Genomic DNA, 16,484 nt, shown 5'->3' with positions numbered 1-16,484 from the left:
ACCCCATCGAGAACCGAGAGAAGACTGAGCCACATGGCCACCACTTCGCTTGACCTGGCCACGGTCCGCAACATCGGGATCATGGCCCACATCGACGCGGGCAAGACGACGACCACCGAGCGGATCCTGTTCTACACCGGTGTTTCCTACAAGATCGGTGAGGTCCACGACGGCGCTGCCACGATGGACTGGATGGAGCAGGAGCAGGAGCGCGGCATCACGATCACGTCCGCCGCGACGACCTGTCACTGGCCGCTGGACAACGTGGACAACACGATCAACATCATCGACACCCCCGGGCACGTCGACTTCACCGTCGAGGTGGAGCGCTCGCTGCGCGTCCTGGACGGTGCCGTGACCGTGTTCGACGGTGTCGCCGGTGTGGAGCCGCAGTCCGAGACCGTGTGGCGGCAGGCCGACCGTTACGGCGTGCCCCGCATCTGCTTCGTCAACAAGCTGGACCGCACGGGCGCGGAGTTCCACCGCTGCGTCGACATGATCGTCGACCGCCTGGGCGCGACCCCGCTGGTGATGCAGCTCCCGATCGGTGCCGAGGCCGACTTCAAGGGCGTGGTGGACCTCGTCCGGATGAAGGCCCTGGTCTGGTCGCCGGAGGCGACCAAGGGCGAGATGTACGACGTCGTCGACATCCCGGCCACCCACACCGAGGCCGCCGACGAGTGGCGCGGCAAGCTGCTGGAAGGCGTCGCCGAGAACGACGACGAGATGATGGAGCTGTACCTGGAGGGCACCGAGCCCACCGAGGAGCAGCTCTACGCCGCGATCCGCCGGATCACGATCAACTCCGGCAAGGGCGGCGGCGTCACCGTCACCCCCGTGTTCTGCGGCAGCGCCTTCAAGAACAAGGGTGTCCAGCCGCTGCTCGACGCGGTCGTGCGCTACCTGCCCTCCCCGGTCGACATCGAGGCCATCGAAGGCCACGCGGTCGGCAACCCCGAGGAGATCATCAAGCGCAAGCCGTCCGACGACGAGCCGCTGTCGGCCCTTGCGTTCAAGATCATGAGCGACCCCCACCTGGGCAAGCTCACCTTCGTCCGGATCTACTCCGGTCGCCTGGAATCCGGTTCGGCCGTGCTGAACTCGGTGAAGGGCAAGAAGGAGCGCATCGGCAAGATCTACCGCATGCACGCCAACAAGCGTGAGGAGATCGAGTCGGTGGGCGCCGGCGACATCGTGGCGGTGATGGGTCTGAAGCAGACCACCACCGGCGAGACGCTGTCGGACGACAAGAACCCGGTGATCCTGGAGTCCATGGACTTCCCGGCCCCGGTCATCCAGGTCGCCATCGAGCCCAAGTCCAAGGGCGACCAGGAGAAGCTCGGCGTGGCGATCCAGCGCCTCGCGGAGGAGGACCCGTCCTTCCAGGTCCACTCCGACGAGGAGACCGGCCAGACCATCATCGGCGGCATGGGCGAACTGCACCTCGAGGTGCTGGTCGACCGCATGCGCCGGGAATTCAAGGTCGAGGCCAACGTCGGCAAGCCGCAGGTCGCGTACCGCGAGACGATCCGCAAGACCGTCGACAAGGTCGAGTACACCCACAAGAAGCAGACCGGTGGTACGGGCCAGTTCGCCCGCGTCCAGATCTCCGTCGAGCCTCTCGAGGGCGGGGACGCGGCGTACGAGTTCGTCAACCAGGTCACCGGTGGCCGCATCCCCCGCGAGTACATCCCGTCGGTGGACGCGGGCGCCCAGGAAGCCATGAAGTTCGGCATCCTGGCCGGCTACGAGATGGTGGGCGTGCGCGTCATCCTGCTCGACGGTGCCTACCACGAGGTCGACTCCTCCGAACTCGCCTTCAAGATCGCCGGTTCGCAGGCGTTCAAGGAGGCGGCCCGCAAGGCGAGCCCCGTGCTCCTCGAGCCGATGATGGCCGTTGAGGTCACCACCCCCGAGGACTACATGGGCGACGTCATCGGTGACCTGAACTCCCGCCGTGGCCAGATCCAGGCCATGGAGGAGCGTAGCGGCGCCCGGGTCGTCAAGGGCCTGGTCCCGCTTTCGGAGATGTTCGGCTACGTCGGTGACCTGCGGTCGAAGACCTCGGGCCGGGCCAGCTACTCCATGCAGTTCGACTCCTACGCCGAGGTTCCGCGGAACGTCGCCGAGGAGATCATCGCGAAGGCCAAGGGCGAGTAACTCCGCCGTAGGCTTGAATTCACAGCAAAGATCACCCTGGCGCCGATGAAGCAAGGCGTACAGATCCACTCCCAGGAGGACCCCAGTGGCGAAGGCGAAGTTCGAGCGGACTAAGCCGCACGTCAACATCGGCACCATCGGTCACATCGACCACGGTAAGACCACTCTTACCGCGGCGATCACCAAGGTGCTGCACGACAAGTACCCGGAGCTGAACGAGGCGTCGGCCTTCGACCAGATCGACAAGGCTCCTGAGGAGCGTCAGCGCGGTATCACCATCTCCATCGCGCACGTCGAGTACCAGACCGAGTCGCGCCACTACGCGCACGTCGACTGCCCCGGTCACGCGGACTACATCAAGAACATGATCACCGGTGCCGCGCAGATGGACGGCGCGATCCTGGTGGTCGCCGCCACCGACGGCCCGATGCCGCAGACCAAGGAGCACGTGCTCCTGGCCCGCCAGGTCGGCGTGCCGTACATCGTGGTCGCCCTGAACAAGGCGGACATGGTGGACGACGAGGAGATCCTGGAGCTCGTCGAGCTCGAGGTCCGCGAGCTGCTCTCCGAGTACGAGTTCCCGGGCGACGACCTGCCGGTCGTGCGTGTGTCCGCGCTCAAGGCCCTCGAGGGCGACCCGGAGTGGGCGGAGAAGCTCCTCGGCCTCATGGCGGCCGTGGACGAGTCGATCCCCACCCCCGAGCGCGACGTCGACAAGCCGTTCCTGATGCCGATCGAGGACGTCTTCACGATCACCGGTCGTGGTACGGTCGTCACCGGCCGTATCGAGCGCGGTATCCTGAAGGTCAACGAGCAGGTCGACATCATCGGCATCAAGCAGGACAAGACGTCGACGACCGTCACCGGCATCGAGATGTTCCGCAAGCTGCTCGACGAGGGCCAGGCCGGTGAGAACGTCGGTCTGCTGCTCCGCGGTATCAAGCGCGAGGACGTCGAGCGCGGCCAGGTCATCATCAAGCCCGGCTCGGTCACCCCGCACACCGAGTTCGAGGCGCAGGCGTACATCCTGTCCAAGGACGAGGGTGGCCGTCACACGCCGTTCTTCAACAACTACCGCCCGCAGTTCTACTTCCGTACCACGGACGTGACCGGCGTGGTGACCCTCCCCGAGGGCACCGAGATGGTCATGCCGGGCGACAACACCTCCATGTCCGTTCAGCTGATCCAGCCGATCGCCATGGAAGAGGGCCTGAAGTTCGCCATCCGCGAGGGTGGCCGGACCGTCGGCGCCGGCCAGGTCACCAAGATCAACAAGTGACCTTCAGCTAGCGCTCGGCCTTCAGCCGAAAAGGAGCCCCGCGTCCGATTGGACGCGGGGCTCCTTTGTGCTGTGCGGCCCCTTTCAGCGAACCGTCGTCCGGAAAGTACGGGCACTCGCGGGCAAGGGGTACGCCACCTCCACCGCACCCTCCTTCGTACGCCTCGCCGAGGGAAAGTCCCCCGGAAGAGGGAGCCCTTTCACGGGGCGTGGGGCGACAGCCCCACCACTTCCGCGCTGAACCCAGTGGTGAAGGCTCGCATGGCCGGACCCGAAGACATGGATGAGGCCGGCCTTGTCCGTGGCGACGGCAAGCCCCTCCTGAACCTCACCGCCGCCGAGGTCCTGCCACGCGCTCCAGGCGCCGCCGGCACCGAGCACCCGGGTGGAAACGCCTCGCGCGGCGTTCCGTACGAAGAGATGGACGCGGCCGTCCGGGGTGCGGACGGTGACCGGGGAGCCGATACGCCGCCCGCGGTCGTCGTCCGGCTCGGGGTTGCCCAGCGACTGCCAGCCCCCGTTCTCCCGCCACACCACGATGTCCCGCGCGTTGCGCCCGCCCTGTCCGTCGAGCGAGGCGAACCGCAGCGCGAACAGCAGGATGGTGCCGTCGGCGGCCCGCTCGCAGGAGAGCACGGGCGCCAGCGGCCCGCCGCCCAGGTCCTCCGGCGGCCCCCACAACCCCTTGGCGGTCTCGGTGTGCCGCATGGCCCGGGTGCCGAGCACCTCGAAGGCGGTACGGGGAGCGGGCGCGGTCGTACGGGGCCGGGTGCGGGACTTGGCGGTGGCTGTCGGGTCGGCCGGCGCGGGCGCGAACACCAGCCGGGTGCCGGGGTAACGCGGATGTGTCGACCGTATCCACCCCTTGCGATTGCTCAGCGGCTCGTTCTGGCCCTGCCCGTAGTCCCCGCAGCCGGCAGGGTTGCCGCAGTGCCAGGCGCCGTTGCCGCCGTACTGGTACATGAAGCGCGCCTTGAGGGCGACCGTGGCCGGCGGGAGGTTCTTGGGCCAGCGCTGGTTGTAGTAGCCGCGGTAGGCGGCGGTGGTGAAGGGCGGTATGCCGCCGGCGCGCCCGGCCTGCCCGACCCACTGGTCCATCGCCTTCCAGGCGAACAGCGCGGCGGCGGTGTGGTCGCGGTGGTCGGAGTAGCCCGGCTGGTCGCTGCCCGTGGGGTGGGCCTTGTCGTGCACCTGGATGTCCGGGTCCGGGTCGAGGGTGCGGATGTGGGTGGGCCGGAACCGGTCCATCAGTTGCACCAGCGCGTCCACCAGTTTGTCGTGCGTCCAGACCGCGGGCCGGTCGGCGGGGGCGGGCGCGCCCTTGGCGACGATGTACGGCAGCGGCACCCCGCCGCGGTCCCACATCATCGGCAGGCTGGCGGTGGGGCTCCACTCGTGCATGGAGACCTGGAGGAACACCAGGCGGGCGCTCATCCGGCCGTGCGCGAGCGTGTCCGTCTCGACGTGGATGCCGCCGGCCAGCGTGATCACGTCCCGCTTCCAGGGGGTGAAGTGGGGCAGGCCGAGCATGGTGGCGTACGCCTGACGCAGGCCCTGGTGGCGGGCGGAGGAGTAGCCGGACAGGTCGTGCTTGTGCCGGTGCTTGGGCCCGAACGGCGCGTGGTTGACGCCGGTGGACTCACCGGCCGTGACGTACACCGACACCACGGGCGTGCCCGAGCGCAGGGTGGTGAACGTGTCCGGGTTCATGAAGAAGAAGTCGTCGTCCGGGTGCGCCACGATGTTCATGACCAGCGGCTTCGCGGCCGCCCGGTACGGCTCGGTGGCTGCCGGGTCCGGCAGCGTCAGCCGGTGCGAGGCCGCGGACCCGACCGGCCCCGCGGTGCACCCCGCGACCCCCAGCGCCGTCCCGGCGGCGAGGGCGGTGGTGACCGCGAACAGCTCCCGTCGGGACACCCCTCGTGGTGAAGACACGCTCATGTCCGATAGGAGCGGCGCCGGCGCTCCCGGGTTGCCTCCCGGCCGGCCTGTTTCCGGCCGTTTCCCCCGCCCGCGCGGTCGTGCGGCCCGCCTGCCGCCCGACCGATTCGCTTTTCAATGACCCCTCGGTAATTTCGCGCCCGCGCTCGCCCGGCGCCCGGAATCCGCTACCGGCGCGCCTGGCTTCGGCCGACGAATTGTTGCGCGCTGAATTGCACAAAAGCCGCGCCGGGGCACCCCACCCGCTCCCGGACGGCTACCGGAGCGCATCCCTTCAGCCGGGGAGATCCAGTTCGGCCCAGACGGTTTTGCAGGGCACCGGGCCGGCGGTCACCCCCCAGCGGTCGGCGAGGGCGGTGACCAGGAGCAGGCCGCGGCCGCATTCGGCGGCGCCGTCGCCCTGCGCAGGGGCTTCCGGCAGGCGCTCGGGGCGGGCGTCGGTCACCTCGATGCGCAGCACGGACGACGTGCGGTTCACCCGCAGGGTCAGGCGGAAGTCGCGGCCGGGCACGCGGCCGTGCAGGGCCGCGTTGGCGGCCAGCTCCGCCACGATGTGCGCCGCCGAGTCGTACGGCAGCCGCCAGCAGCGCAACTGGTGCGCCGCGATGGTCCGGGCCCGGTGCGCGCCCCTGCGGGTCGACGGCATCTGGACCGTGAATTCCCTCGCCGGCAGGGCCAGTTCGAGAGCGGATGTGTCGTGGGGCACATCGGCCAGAGCCCTGCTGTCCAGACCCCCCGGCCAGGCCGGGAGCCCGTACGGCCGTGTGCTGTCCGGTTGATCGCCCACCCGGTCCCTCCTTGTCCGGGGTACCCTGCCCGCCGCTGCGGCAAGCCCGGTAAGCCAGTTCGGGTAAGAGTCCTTACCCAAGGTCCTTTTTAGGCGCTTTGCGGGCTCCCGCGCCTCAACTTCCCCGGTGTCTACTCCTTTTTGAGTGACTTTCCAGGATTTATGTGGGCAGCGCCCCCCGCGGGTACCTAGGCTGTACTCTTCGTAATCACGCATGCGCGTACCGCACTTGGCGCAGGCCGGACTGCGCGCGCGGGTGTGCGTGGTTTGGCGGGCCACCCGTCAGGGGTAAGCTGTGCGGCTCGATTGGCGCTGGGTAGGGGCTGTATGGCAAACTACCCAAGTTGCTCGGTCGAGCGCCGATGCTGCGCGCCTCCCGTCGGGAGGACCGGAAGCGAGTCCCACGGTACTCGTCGTCCTATCTGCCCCCCGGGCAGCGCTGGGACGGACGTACGGGAATCTTCCGGGAAGCGTCAGCGCGGCTCCGACCAGGCATCCGGTGGGCGCATCGCCCACGCAACCCCCTGGGTGAGGGAAATCCGCATGCGGACAATCATCTGCCAGGGGCGCGACACGCCCGACCGCGTGGGTCGGGGAAGCGGATGCCAGGGCGTATAGAGACAAGGACTACGGAGTAGCCATGGCGGGACAGAAGATCCGCATCCGGCTCAAGGCCTACGACCACGAGGTCATCGACTCCTCGGCGAAGAAGATCGTCGAGACGGTGACCCGTACCGGTGCGCAGGTCGCGGGCCCGGTGCCGCTGCCCACTGAGAAGAACGTGTACTGCGTCATCAAGTCGCCGCACAAGTACAAGGACTCGCGCGAGCACTTCGAGATGCGCACGCACAAGCGCCTGATCGACATCCTCGACCCGACGCCCAAGACCGTTGACTCGCTGATGCGCCTGGACCTTCCGGCCGGCGTCGACATCGAGATCAAGCTCTGAGAGGCGCGGAAGAGATGACCAAGCAGATCAAGGGCATCCTGGGCGAGAAGCTCGGCATGACCCAGGTCTGGGACGAGAACAACCGTGTCGTCCCCGTGACCGTGGTCAAGGCCGGGCCGAATGTCGTGACCCAGGTACGCACGAACGAAGCCGACGGTTACGAGTCGGTCCAGCTCGCCTTCGGCGAGATCGACCCCCGCAAGGTGAACAAGCCGCTCAAGGGCCACTTCGCCAAGGCCGACGTCACCCCGCGCCGCCACCTGGTCGAGCTGCGGACCTCCGACGCCGCCGAGTACTCCCTGGGCCAGGAGATCACCGCCACGGTGTTCGAGGCCGGGGTCAAGGTGGACGTCACCGGCAAGAGCAAGGGCAAGGGCTTCGCCGGTGTCATGAAGCGGCACAACTTCGGCGGCCTCGGCGCCGGCCACGGTGTGCAGCGCAAGCACCGCTCCCCGGGCTCCATCGGCGGCTGCGCCACCCCGGGCCGCGTGTTCAAGGGCCTGCGCATGGCCGGCCGCATGGGCAACGAGCGGGTCACCACCCAGAACCTGACCGTCCACGCCGTTGACGCGGAGAAGGGCCTGCTCCTGATCAAGGGCGCGGTGCCCGGTCCCAACGGCGGCCTCGTCCTGGTCCGCACCGCGGTCAAGGGGGCCTGAAGGATATGAGCACCATTGACATCCTGTCGCCGTCCGGCGACAACGCCGGGACCGTCGAGCTCCCGGCCGAGATCTTCGACGCCAAGGTCAGCATCCCGCTGATCCACCAGGTCGTCGTCGCGCAGCTCGCCGCGGCCCGCCAGGGCACGCACAAGACGAAGACGCGCGGCGAGGTCCGTGGTGGCGGCAAGAAGCCGTACCGCCAGAAGGGCACCGGCCGCGCCCGTCAGGGTTCGACCCGCGCCCCGCAGTTCGCCGGCGGTGGCGTCGTGCACGGCCCCGTGCCGCGGGACTACTCCCAGCGCACCCCGAAGAAGATGAAGGCCGCCGCCCTGCGCGGTGCCCTCACCGACCGGGCCCGGCACAACCGCATCCACGTCGTGACCGGCGTCGTCGAGGGCGAGGCCCCGTCGACCAAGGCCGCGCGCACGCTGTTCGGCAAGATCAGCGAGCGCAAGAACGTCCTGCTGGTGCTGGAGCGTGCCGACGAGGCCGGCTGGCTGTCCGCCCGCAACCTGCCCCAGGTGCACATCCTGGACGCGGGCCAGCTCAACACCTATGACGTGCTCGTCTCCGACGACGTGGTCTTCACCAAGGCCGCCTTCGACCGCTTCACCGGTAACGGCGCCGCCGAGACCGAAGGGAGCGACGCCTGATGGCCGAGCCGACCGCGACCACGATCACCAGCAAGACGTACACGGACCCCCGTGACATCCTGCTGAAGCCGGTGGTCTCCGAGAAGAGCTACGCGCTGCTGGACGAGAACAAGTACACGTTCATCGTCGACCCGCGTGCCAACAAGACCCAGATCAAGCAGGCCGTCGAGGCGGTCTTCCAGGTCAAGGTCACCGGGGTCAACACGATCAACCGGCAGGGCAAGCGGATCCGCACCCGTACCGGGTTCGGCAAGCGTGCCGACACCAAGCGCGCCATCGTGACCCTCGCCGAGGGCGACCGCATCGACATCTTCGGCGGTCCGACCGCCTGACCGGGCGGTCCGGATCGTCCGATACGGACGAGGACTGAGAAATGGGTATCCGCAAGTACAAGCCGACGACCCCGGGCCGTCGTGGCTCCAGCGTCGCCGACTTCGTCGAGATCACGCGGTCCACGCCGGAGAAGTCGCTGGTCCGCCCGCTGCACAGCAAGGGCGGCCGTAACAATGCCGGTCGTGTGACCGTCCGCCACCAGGGCGGCGGCCACAAGCGTGCCTACCGTGTCATCGACTTCCGTCGGCACGACAAGGACGGCGTGCCCGCCAAGGTCGCGCACATCGAGTACGACCCCAACCGCACCGCGCGCATCGCGCTGCTGCACTACGCCGACGGCGAGAAGCGCTACATCCTCGCCCCGGCCAAGCTGCAGCAGGGTGACCGGGTCGAGGCCGGCGCCAACGCCGACATCAAGCCCGGCAACAACCTGCCGCTGCGCAACATCCCGGTCGGTACCACGATCCACGCCATCGAGCTGCGGCCCGGCGGCGGCGCCAAGATCTCCCGCTCCGCGGGGTCCTCGGTGCAGCTCCTCGCGAAGGAGGGCAACATGGCCACCCTTCGCATGCCCTCCGGTGAGGTCCGGATGGTCGACGTCCGCTGCCGCGCCACCATCGGCGAGGTCGGCAACGCCGAGCAGTCCAACATCAACTGGGGCAAGGCCGGCCGCATGCGCTGGAAGGGCGTCCGCCCGACCGTCCGCGGTGTCGCCATGAACCCGGTGGACCACCCGCACGGTGGTGGTGAGGGCAAGACCTCCGGTGGCCGCCACCCGGTGTCCCCGTGGGGCCAGAAGGAGGGGCGTACGCGCTCTCCCAAGAAGGCCAGCGACCGGCTCATCGTCCGCCGCCGCAAGACGAACAAGAAGCGCTAGGAGCGGGTGTAGATGCCGCGCAGTCTGAAGAAGGGGCCCTTCGTCGACGACCACCTGAGCAAGAAGGTGGATTCGCAGAACGAAGCCGGCACCAAGAACGTCATCAAGACCTGGTCCCGCCGCTCGATGATCGTCCCGGCCATGCTCGGCCACACGATCGCGGTGCACGACGGCCGTAAGCACGTCCCGGTGTTTGTCACTGAGTCGATGGTCGGCCACAAGCTCGGCGAGTTCGCGCCGACCCGCACCTTCCGCGGCCACGAGAAGGACGACCGTAAGTCGCGTCGTCGCTGATCAGCGGAATGAAGACCACAGACACCGAAGGGACAACCATGGAAGCCAGGGCCCAGGCGCGGTACATCCGCGTCACGCCCATGAAGGCCCGCCGCGTGGTGGACCTCATCCGTGGCCTCGACGCCACGGAGGCTCAGGCGGTCCTGCGATTCACGCCGCAGGCCGCGAGCGTGCCGGTCGGCAAGGTGCTCGACAGCGCCATCGCCAACGCCGCGCACAACTACGACCACACGGACCCGAAGACGCTGTTCATCAGCGAGGCGTACGTGGACGAGGGCCCGACCCTGAAGCGGTTCCGGCCGCGCGCCCAGGGCCGTGCCTACCGGATCCGCAAGCGGACCAGCCACATCACCGTGGTCGTCGCCAGCAAGGAAGGGACCCGGTAATGGGCCAGAAGGTTAACCCGTACGGGTTCCGGCTCGGTGTGACCACGGACTTCAAGTCCCGCTGGTACGCCGACAAGCTGTACAAGGACTACGTCAAGGAAGACGTCGCCATCCGCCGGATGATGACGCAGGGCATGGAGCGGGCCGGCATCTCCAAGGTGGAGATCGAGCGCACCCGCGACCGCGTCCGCGTCGACATCCACACCGCCCGGCCGGGCATCGTCATCGGCCGCCGCGGCGCGGAGGCCGACCGTATCCGCGGCGACCTGGAGAAGCTGACCGGCAAGCAGGTCCAGCTCAACATCCTCGAGGTCAAGAACCCGGAGATGGACGCGCAGCTCGTGGCCCAGGCGGTCGCCGAGCAGCTGTCCTCCCGTGTCTCCTTCCGTCGTGCCATGCGCAAGAGCATGCAGGGCACGCTGAAGGCCGGCGCCAAGGGCATCAAGATCCAGTGCGGTGGCCGCCTCGGCGGCGCCGAGATGTCCCGCTCCGAGTTCTACCGCGAGGGCCGGGTCCCCCTGCACACCCTGCGCGCCAACGTGGACTACGGCTTCTTCGAGGCCAAGACCACCTTCGGCCGGATCGGCGTGAAGGTGTGGATCTACAAGGGCGACGTGAAGAACATCGCCGAGGTGCGCGCCGACAACGCCGCCGCCCGCGCCGGCAACCGTCCGGCCCGCGGCGGCGCCGGTGGCGACCGTCCGCAGCGCCGCGGCGGCGAGCGCGGTGGCCGCGGCCGCCGTCCGCAGACGGACGGTGCCCAGGCCCCCAAGACCGAGGCGACCGCCGGTGCGGAGTCCGCGCCGGCCGCGGAGACCCCCGGAACGGAGAGCTGATCCACCATGCTGATCCCCCGCAGGGTCAAGCACCGCAAGCAGCACCACCCCAACCGTGACGGCATGGCCAAGGGCGGCACCGAGCTGGCGTTCGGCGAGTTCGGCCTGCAGGCCGTGACGCCGGCGTACGTCACCAACCGGCAGATCGAGTCCGCTCGTATCTCCATCACCCGGCACATCAAGCGTGGCGGCAAGGTGTGGATCAACATCTACCCCGACCGCCCGCTGACCAAGAAGCCCGCCGAGACCCGCATGGGTTCCGGCAAGGGCTCGCCCGAGTGGTGGGTGGCGAACGTCAAGCCCGGTCGGGTGATGTTCGAGCTGTCTTTCCCCAACGAGAAGGTCGCTCGTGAGGCGCTCACCCGAGCCGCCCACAAGCTTCCGATGAAGTGCCGCATCGTGCGGCGCGAGGCAGGTGAGTCGTGATGGCGGCCGGTACCAAGGCGACCGAGCTGCGTCAGCTCGGCGACGAGGAGCTCCTCGGCAAGCTGCGCGAGGCCAAGGAGGAGCTGTTCAACCTCCGCTTCCAGGCGGCCACCGGACAGCTGGAGAACAACACCCGGCTCAAGACCGTCCGCAAGGACATCGCCCGGATCTACACCCTGATGCGCGAGCGCGAGCTGGGCATCGAGACCGTGGAAACGGTGGAGAACGCCTGATGAGCGAGAGCAACGTGACTGACGTGACCGAGACCAGCACCCAGGGCGACGCTGCCGAGCAGCGCGGCTTCCGCAAGACCCGTGAGGGTCTGGTGGTCAGTGACAAGATGGACAAGACCGTGGTGGTCGCCGTCGAGGACCGGGTCAAGCACGCCCTCTACGGCAAGGTCATCCGCCGCACCAGCAAGCTCAAGGCGCACGACGAGCAGAACGCCGCGGGCATCGGCGACCGGGTCCTGCTGATGGAGACCCGTCCGCTGTCCGCGACCAAGCGGTGGCGCGTCGTGGAGATTCTGGAGAAGGCCAAGTAATTCCTGCGGGAAACCTCTCGCAGGCCAGTTCCGCCAGGCTCGGTGGGGCCGTGGGTGACCACGGCCCCACCGGGAACCGGCAGACACACAGGAGAAAGACGTGATCCAGCAGGAGTCGCGGCTGCGCGTCGCCGACAACACGGGTGCCAAGGAGATTCTCTGCATCCGTGTTCTCGGTGGCTCGGGCCGCCGCTACGCGGGCATCGGTGACGTCATCGTGGCCACCGTCAAGGACGCGATCCCCGGTGGCAACGTGAAGAAGGGCGAGGTCGTCAAGGCCGTCGTCGTGCGCACCGTCAAGGAGCGCCGCCGGGCCGACGGCTCGTACATCCGCTTCGACGAGAACGCGGCCGTCATCCTCAAGAACGATGGCGACCCGCGCGGCACCCGCATCTTCGGCCCCGTGGGCCGTGAGCTGCGCGAGAAGAGGTTCATGAAGATCGTCTCCCTCGCGCCGGAGGTGCTGTAACCGATGAAGATCAAGAAGGGCGACCTGGTCCAGGTCATCACCGGTAAGGACAAGGGCAAGCAGGGCAAGGTCATCGTGGCCTACCCCCGCGAGGACCGGGTTCTGGTCGAGGGTGTCAACCGGGTCAAGAAGCACACCAAGACCGGCCAGACCGATCGTGGTACCCAGACCGGCGGCATCGTCACCACCGAGGCCCCCATCCACGTGAGCAACGTTCAGCTCGTCGTGGAGAAGGACGGCAAGAAGGTCGTGACCCGCGTCGGCTACCGCTTCGACGACAACGGCAACAAGATCCGCGTTGCCAAGCGGACCGGTGAGGACATCTGATGACTGCCACCACCACGATTCCGCGCCTCAAGGCGCGCTACCGCGAAGAGATCGCGGGCAAGATGCGTGACGAGTTCCGCTACGAGAACGTCATGCAGATTCCCGGCCTGACCAAGATCGTGGTCAACATGGGTGTGGGCGACGCCGCCCGCGACTCCAAGCTGATCGAGGGTGCGATCCGCGACCTGGCCACCATCACCGGCCAGAAGCCGCAGGTCACTCGGGCCCGCAAGTCCATCGCGCAGTTCAAGCTGCGCGAGGGCCAGCCGATCGGTGCGCACGTCACGCTGCGCGGCGACCGGATGTGGGAGTTCCTCGACCGGCTGCTGTCGCTCGCGCTGCCGCGGATCCGCGACTTCCGCGGGCTGTCCCCCAAGCAGTTCGACGGCCGGGGCAACTACACCTTCGGACTGACCGAGCAGGTCGTCTTCCACGAGATCGACCAGGACAAGATCGACCGGGTCCGGGGTATGGACATCACCGTGGTCACCACGGCGACCAACGACGCCGAGGGCCGGGCCCTGCTTCGTCACCTCGGCTTCCCGTTCAAGGAGGCGTGAGCCGTGGCGAAGAAGGCTCTCATCGCGAAGGCCGCCCGCAAGCCCAAGTTCGGTGTGCGCGCCTACAACCGCTGCCAGCGGTGCGGCCGGCCGCACTCCGTGTACCGCAAGTTCGGCCTGTGCCGGGTGTGCCTGCGTGAGATGGCGCACCGCGGAGAACTGCCGGGCGTGACCAAGAGCTCCTGGTAAGACCCCGCACCGGGACATCAGGATCCGAACTACTACGCCGTAGGTCCCCGCACCACACCCGCTCCCGGCCCGACCGGGGGAGAGGGACGGAGCAGACAGGAAACCCCGGCGAGAGAGGCCCAGGGCCACCACATGACCATGACCGACCCCATCGCAGACATGCTGACCCGTCTGCGGAACGCGAATTCGGCGTACCACGACGACGTGACGATGCCGTTCAGCAAGATCAAGTCGCACATCGCGGAGATCCTCCAGCAGGAGGGTTACATCACCGGCTGGAAGGTCGAGGAAGCCGAGGTCGGCAAGAACCTCGTCCTCGAGCTGAAGTTCGGCCCCAACCGCGAGCGCTCGATCGCCGGCATCAAGCGGATCAGCAAGCCGGGTCTTCGGGTCTACGCAAAGTCCACCAACCTGCCGAAGGTGCTCGGCGGCCTCGGCGTGGCGATCATCTCCACGTCGCACGGGCTGCTCACCGGCCAGCAGGCGCAGAAGAAGGGCGTGGGTGGGGAAGTCCTCGCCTACGTCTGGTAACCGGGAAGGAGAAAGAGCAATGTCGCGCATCGGCAAGCTGCCCATCTCGGTTCCCGCCGGAGTGGACGTCACCATCGACGGCCGAACGGTTGCGGTGAAGGGCCCCAAGGGGAGCCTGACCCACACCGTCGTCGCGCCGATCGAGATCGCCAAGGGCGAGGACGGCACCCTGCTGGTCACCCGCCCCAACGACGAGCGTGAGTCGAAGGCCCTGCACGGCCTGTCGCGCACGCTGGTGGCGAACATGATCACCGGCGTGACCGCGGGCTACAGCAAGCAGCTCGAGATCAGCGGTGTCGGCTACCGCGTCCAGGCCAAGGGCACCGCCCTGGAGTTCGCCCTGGGCTACAGCCACCCGATCCTCATCGAGGCGCCGGAGGGCATCACCTTCAAGGTGGAGAACCCGACGCACTTCTCGGTCGAGGGCATCGACAAGCAGAAGGTCGGCGAGGTGGCGGCGAATCTCCGCAAGCTGCGCAAGCCCGACCCGTACAAGGCGAAGGGCGTCAAGTACGCCGGCGAAGTCATCCGCCGCAAGGTCGGAAAGGCGGGTAAGTAGCCATGGCATACGGCGTCAAGATCGCCAAGGGCAAGGCGTACAAGAACGCGGCGCTCAAGCGCCGGCACATCCGGGTCCGCAAGCGCGTCAACGGAACGGCCGAGCGTCCGCGCCTGGTCGTGACGCGTTCCAACCGCGGCATCACGGCGCAGGTCATCGACGACCTGGCCGGCCACACCCTGGCCTCCGCCTCGACCCTCGACACCTCCATCCGGGGCACCGAGGGCGACAAGAGCGCCAAGGCGAAGCAGGTCGGCACGCTGGTCGCCGAGCGGGCGAAGGCCAAGGGCATCGAGGCCGTCGTGTTCGACCGTGGCGGCAACCAGTACGCGGGGCGCATCGCCGTCCTCGCGGACGCCGCCCGGGAAGCCGGTCTGAAGTTCTGAGTCGCCCGTCGGGGCAGCGACCGAAGGCTGCTGCGCAGCCAGTCGCTGCGTAACCAGCGGAGAATCGTCGAAAAAACGGAGAGGTAATTCCCATGGCTGGACCCCAGCGCCGCGGCAGCGGTGCCGGTGGCGGCGAGCGACGGGACCGCAAGGACCGGCGGGACAGCGGCCAGCAGGCCGAGAAGACCGCCTATGTCGAGCGGGTCGTCGCGATCAACCGCGTCGCCAAAGTTGTGAAGGGTGGTCGTCGCTTCAGCTTCACCGCGCTTGTCGTGGTGGGCGACGGTGACGGCACCGTCGGTGTCGGTTACGGCAAGGCCAAGGAGGTGCCGGCCGCCATCGCCAAGGGTGTGGAGGAGGCCAAGAAGCACTTCTTCAAGGTCCCCCGCATCCAGGGCACCATCCCGCACCCGATCCAGGGCGAGAAGGCCGCGGGCGTCGTGCTGCTCAAGCCGGCTTCCCCGGGTACCGGCGTGATCGCCGGTGGCCCGGTGCGTGCCGTGCTGGAGTGCGCGGGCATCCACGACGTGCTGTCCAAGAGCCTCGGCTCGGACAACGCGATCAACATCGTGCACGCCACGGTGGCCGCGCTCCAGGGCCTGCAGCGGCCCGAGGAGATCGCCGCCCGCCGCGGTCTGCCGCTCGAGGACGTCGCGCCCGCGGCCCTGCTGCGCGCGCGTGCCGGGGTGGGTGTCTGATGGCGCGCCTGAAGGTCACCCAGACCAAGTCCTACATCGGCAGCAAGCAGAACCACCGTGACACCCTGCGTTCGCTCGGCCTGAAGCGGCTGCACGACGTGGTGGTCAAGGAGGACCGTCCGGAGATCCGCGGCATGGTCCGTGCCGTCCGCCACCTGGTCACGGTCGAGGAGGTCGACTGATCATGGCTGACAGCCCGATCAAGATCCACAACCTCCGTCCGGCCCCGGGCGCCAAGACCGCCAAGACCCGTGTCGGTCGTGGTGAGGCGTCCAAGGGCAAGACGGCCGGTCGCGGCACCAAGGGCACCAAGGCCCGCTACCAGGTGCCGGAGCGCTTCGAGGGTGGGCAGATGCCGCTGCACATGCGGCTGCCCAAGCTCAAGGGCTTCAAGAACCCGTTCCGCACCGAGTACCAGGTGGTCAACCTGGACAAGCTCGCGACCCTCTACCCCGAGGGCGGCGAGGTCACCGTGGCAGACCTGGTCGCCAAGGGTGCCGTGCGCAAGAACCAGCTCGTCAAGGTGCTGGGCACCGGCGAGGTCTCCGTGGCGCTCCAGGTGACCGTGGACGCGGTCTCCGGGTCCGCCAAGGAGAAGATCACCGCCGCCGGCGGCAGCGTCACCGAGCTGGTCTGAG

The 16,484-nt window shown here is 68.2% G+C and carries 25 protein-coding genes; 23 read left to right on the top strand and 2 right to left on the bottom strand.

What is annotated here, in order from left to right; all coding sequences use genetic code 11:
* The first annotated feature begins 33 nt into the window (after positions 1–33).
* Together fusA and tuf are read left to right on the top strand one after the other, a co-directional pair.
* The gene (gene fusA, locus ITX44_RS09590; protein ID WP_205356637.1) at positions 34–2,160 is read left to right on the top strand and encodes an elongation factor G; all 2,127 of its coding nucleotides are present in this window, start codon (positions 34–36) and stop codon (positions 2,158–2,160) included.
* Between the two features lie 85 nt (positions 2,161–2,245).
* On the top strand, positions 2,246–3,439 hold the full coding sequence (gene tuf, locus ITX44_RS09585; protein ID WP_205356636.1) for an elongation factor Tu: 1,194 nt from the start codon (positions 2,246–2,248) through the stop codon (positions 3,437–3,439).
* A gap of 84 nt (positions 3,440–3,523) precedes the next feature.
* Here the strand turns inward: tuf and ITX44_RS09580 are convergent, their stop codons facing one another.
* Both ITX44_RS09580 and ITX44_RS09575 read right to left on the bottom strand, forming a co-directional pair.
* Positions 3,524–5,356, bottom strand: coding sequence for a PIG-L family deacetylase (locus tag ITX44_RS09580; RefSeq protein ID WP_205356635.1), 1,833 nt, complete (start codon positions 5,354–5,356; stop codon positions 3,524–3,526).
* 298 nt (positions 5,357–5,654) lie between these two features.
* Positions 5,655–6,026 carry an ATP-binding protein gene (locus tag ITX44_RS09575; protein WP_205356791.1) on the bottom strand — a complete coding sequence of 124 codons (372 nt, stop codon included), beginning with the start codon at positions 6,024–6,026 and terminating at the stop codon, positions 5,655–5,657.
* Positions 6,027–6,807: 781 nt separating this feature from the next.
* On the opposite strand from ITX44_RS09575, the gene rpsJ reads away from it, so the two are divergent.
* From rpsJ to rplO, 21 genes are all read left to right on the top strand, one after another.
* A complete protein-coding gene (gene rpsJ, locus ITX44_RS09570) occupies positions 6,808–7,116 on the top strand; it encodes a 30S ribosomal protein S10 (RefSeq protein WP_014144312.1) in 309 nt (102 codons plus the stop codon).
* A gap of 14 nt (positions 7,117–7,130) precedes the next feature.
* A complete protein-coding gene (rplC, locus tag ITX44_RS09565; RefSeq protein WP_205356634.1) occupies positions 7,131–7,775 on the top strand; it encodes a 50S ribosomal protein L3 in 645 nt (214 codons plus the stop codon).
* 5 nt (positions 7,776–7,780) lie between these two features.
* On the top strand, positions 7,781–8,431 hold the full coding sequence (gene rplD / locus ITX44_RS09560; protein WP_205356633.1) for a 50S ribosomal protein L4: 651 nt from the start codon (positions 7,781–7,783) through the stop codon (positions 8,429–8,431).
* Positions 8,431–8,763 carry a 50S ribosomal protein L23 gene (rplW, locus tag ITX44_RS09555; protein WP_205356632.1) on the top strand — a complete coding sequence of 111 codons (333 nt, stop codon included), beginning with the start codon at positions 8,431–8,433 and terminating at the stop codon, positions 8,761–8,763. The genes rplD and rplW overlap by 1 nt, the downstream gene beginning before the upstream one ends.
* Positions 8,764–8,804: 41 nt before the next feature.
* Positions 8,805–9,641 carry a 50S ribosomal protein L2 gene (gene rplB, locus ITX44_RS09550; protein ID WP_205356631.1) on the top strand — a complete coding sequence of 279 codons (837 nt, stop codon included), beginning with the start codon at positions 8,805–8,807 and terminating at the stop codon, positions 9,639–9,641.
* 12 nt (positions 9,642–9,653) lie between these two features.
* A complete protein-coding gene (gene rpsS, locus ITX44_RS09545) occupies positions 9,654–9,935 on the top strand; it encodes a 30S ribosomal protein S19 (RefSeq protein WP_205356630.1) in 282 nt (93 codons plus the stop codon).
* Between the two features lie 38 nt (positions 9,936–9,973).
* Positions 9,974–10,321, top strand: coding sequence for a 50S ribosomal protein L22 (gene rplV / locus ITX44_RS09540; RefSeq protein WP_205356629.1), 348 nt, complete (start codon positions 9,974–9,976; stop codon positions 10,319–10,321).
* On the top strand, positions 10,321–11,157 hold the full coding sequence (gene rpsC, locus ITX44_RS09535; RefSeq protein WP_205356628.1) for a 30S ribosomal protein S3: 837 nt from the start codon (positions 10,321–10,323) through the stop codon (positions 11,155–11,157). Before rplV ends, rpsC begins: the two co-directional genes overlap by 1 nt.
* Before the next feature lie 6 nt (positions 11,158–11,163).
* Complete coding sequence (gene rplP / locus ITX44_RS09530) at positions 11,164–11,583, top strand: 50S ribosomal protein L16 (protein ID WP_205356627.1); 420 nt, start codon at positions 11,164–11,166, stop codon at positions 11,581–11,583.
* Positions 11,583–11,816, top strand: coding sequence for a 50S ribosomal protein L29 (gene rpmC, locus ITX44_RS09525; protein WP_205356626.1), 234 nt, complete (start codon positions 11,583–11,585; stop codon positions 11,814–11,816). Before rplP ends, rpmC begins: the two co-directional genes overlap by 1 nt.
* A complete protein-coding gene (gene rpsQ, locus ITX44_RS09520; RefSeq protein WP_205356625.1) occupies positions 11,816–12,127 on the top strand; it encodes a 30S ribosomal protein S17 in 312 nt (103 codons plus the stop codon). The genes rpmC and rpsQ overlap by 1 nt, the downstream gene beginning before the upstream one ends.
* Positions 12,128–12,227: 100 nt before the next feature.
* On the top strand, positions 12,228–12,596 hold the full coding sequence (gene rplN, locus ITX44_RS09515; RefSeq protein ID WP_037912379.1) for a 50S ribosomal protein L14: 369 nt from the start codon (positions 12,228–12,230) through the stop codon (positions 12,594–12,596).
* A gap of 3 nt (positions 12,597–12,599) precedes the next feature.
* On the top strand, positions 12,600–12,923 hold the full coding sequence (gene rplX / locus ITX44_RS09510; RefSeq protein WP_205356624.1) for a 50S ribosomal protein L24: 324 nt from the start codon (positions 12,600–12,602) through the stop codon (positions 12,921–12,923).
* Positions 12,923–13,483, top strand: coding sequence for a 50S ribosomal protein L5 (gene rplE, locus ITX44_RS09505; RefSeq protein WP_205356623.1), 561 nt, complete (start codon positions 12,923–12,925; stop codon positions 13,481–13,483). The genes rplX and rplE overlap by 1 nt, the downstream gene beginning before the upstream one ends.
* Positions 13,484–13,486: 3 nt before the next feature.
* Positions 13,487–13,672 (top strand): type Z 30S ribosomal protein S14, encoded by a 186-nt coding sequence (locus tag ITX44_RS09500; protein ID WP_205356622.1) that lies wholly within the window; start codon positions 13,487–13,489, stop codon positions 13,670–13,672.
* A gap of 132 nt (positions 13,673–13,804) precedes the next feature.
* Positions 13,805–14,203, top strand: a complete 399-nt coding sequence (rpsH, locus tag ITX44_RS09495; RefSeq protein WP_205356621.1) for a 30S ribosomal protein S8 — start codon at positions 13,805–13,807, stop codon at positions 14,201–14,203.
* A 19-nt stretch (positions 14,204–14,222) separates the two neighbouring features.
* Positions 14,223–14,762 carry a 50S ribosomal protein L6 gene (rplF, locus tag ITX44_RS09490; RefSeq protein ID WP_205356620.1) on the top strand — a complete coding sequence of 180 codons (540 nt, stop codon included), beginning with the start codon at positions 14,223–14,225 and terminating at the stop codon, positions 14,760–14,762.
* A gap of 2 nt (positions 14,763–14,764) precedes the next feature.
* A complete protein-coding gene (rplR, locus tag ITX44_RS09485; protein ID WP_205356619.1) occupies positions 14,765–15,148 on the top strand; it encodes a 50S ribosomal protein L18 in 384 nt (127 codons plus the stop codon).
* A gap of 92 nt (positions 15,149–15,240) precedes the next feature.
* The gene (gene rpsE, locus ITX44_RS09480; RefSeq protein WP_205356618.1) at positions 15,241–15,846 is read left to right on the top strand and encodes a 30S ribosomal protein S5; all 606 of its coding nucleotides are present in this window, start codon (positions 15,241–15,243) and stop codon (positions 15,844–15,846) included.
* Entirely contained in the window at positions 15,846–16,028 is a 183-nt protein-coding gene (rpmD, locus tag ITX44_RS09475) for a 50S ribosomal protein L30 (protein WP_205356617.1), read from the top strand. Before rpsE ends, rpmD begins: the two co-directional genes overlap by 1 nt.
* A gap of 2 nt (positions 16,029–16,030) precedes the next feature.
* Positions 16,031–16,483, top strand: coding sequence for a 50S ribosomal protein L15 (gene rplO / locus ITX44_RS09470; protein ID WP_236060277.1), 453 nt, complete (start codon positions 16,031–16,033; stop codon positions 16,481–16,483).
* Position 16,484 lies beyond the last annotated feature (1 nt).

Origin of the sequence: Actinacidiphila acididurans (genome assembly GCF_016918855.1) — a bacterium.
GTDB classification, from domain to species: Bacteria; Actinomycetota; Actinomycetes; order Streptomycetales; family Streptomycetaceae; genus Actinacidiphila; species Actinacidiphila acididurans.
Note: the sequence above shows the minus strand (reverse complement) of the source record. Positions and strands in the feature narration are given on the sequence as shown.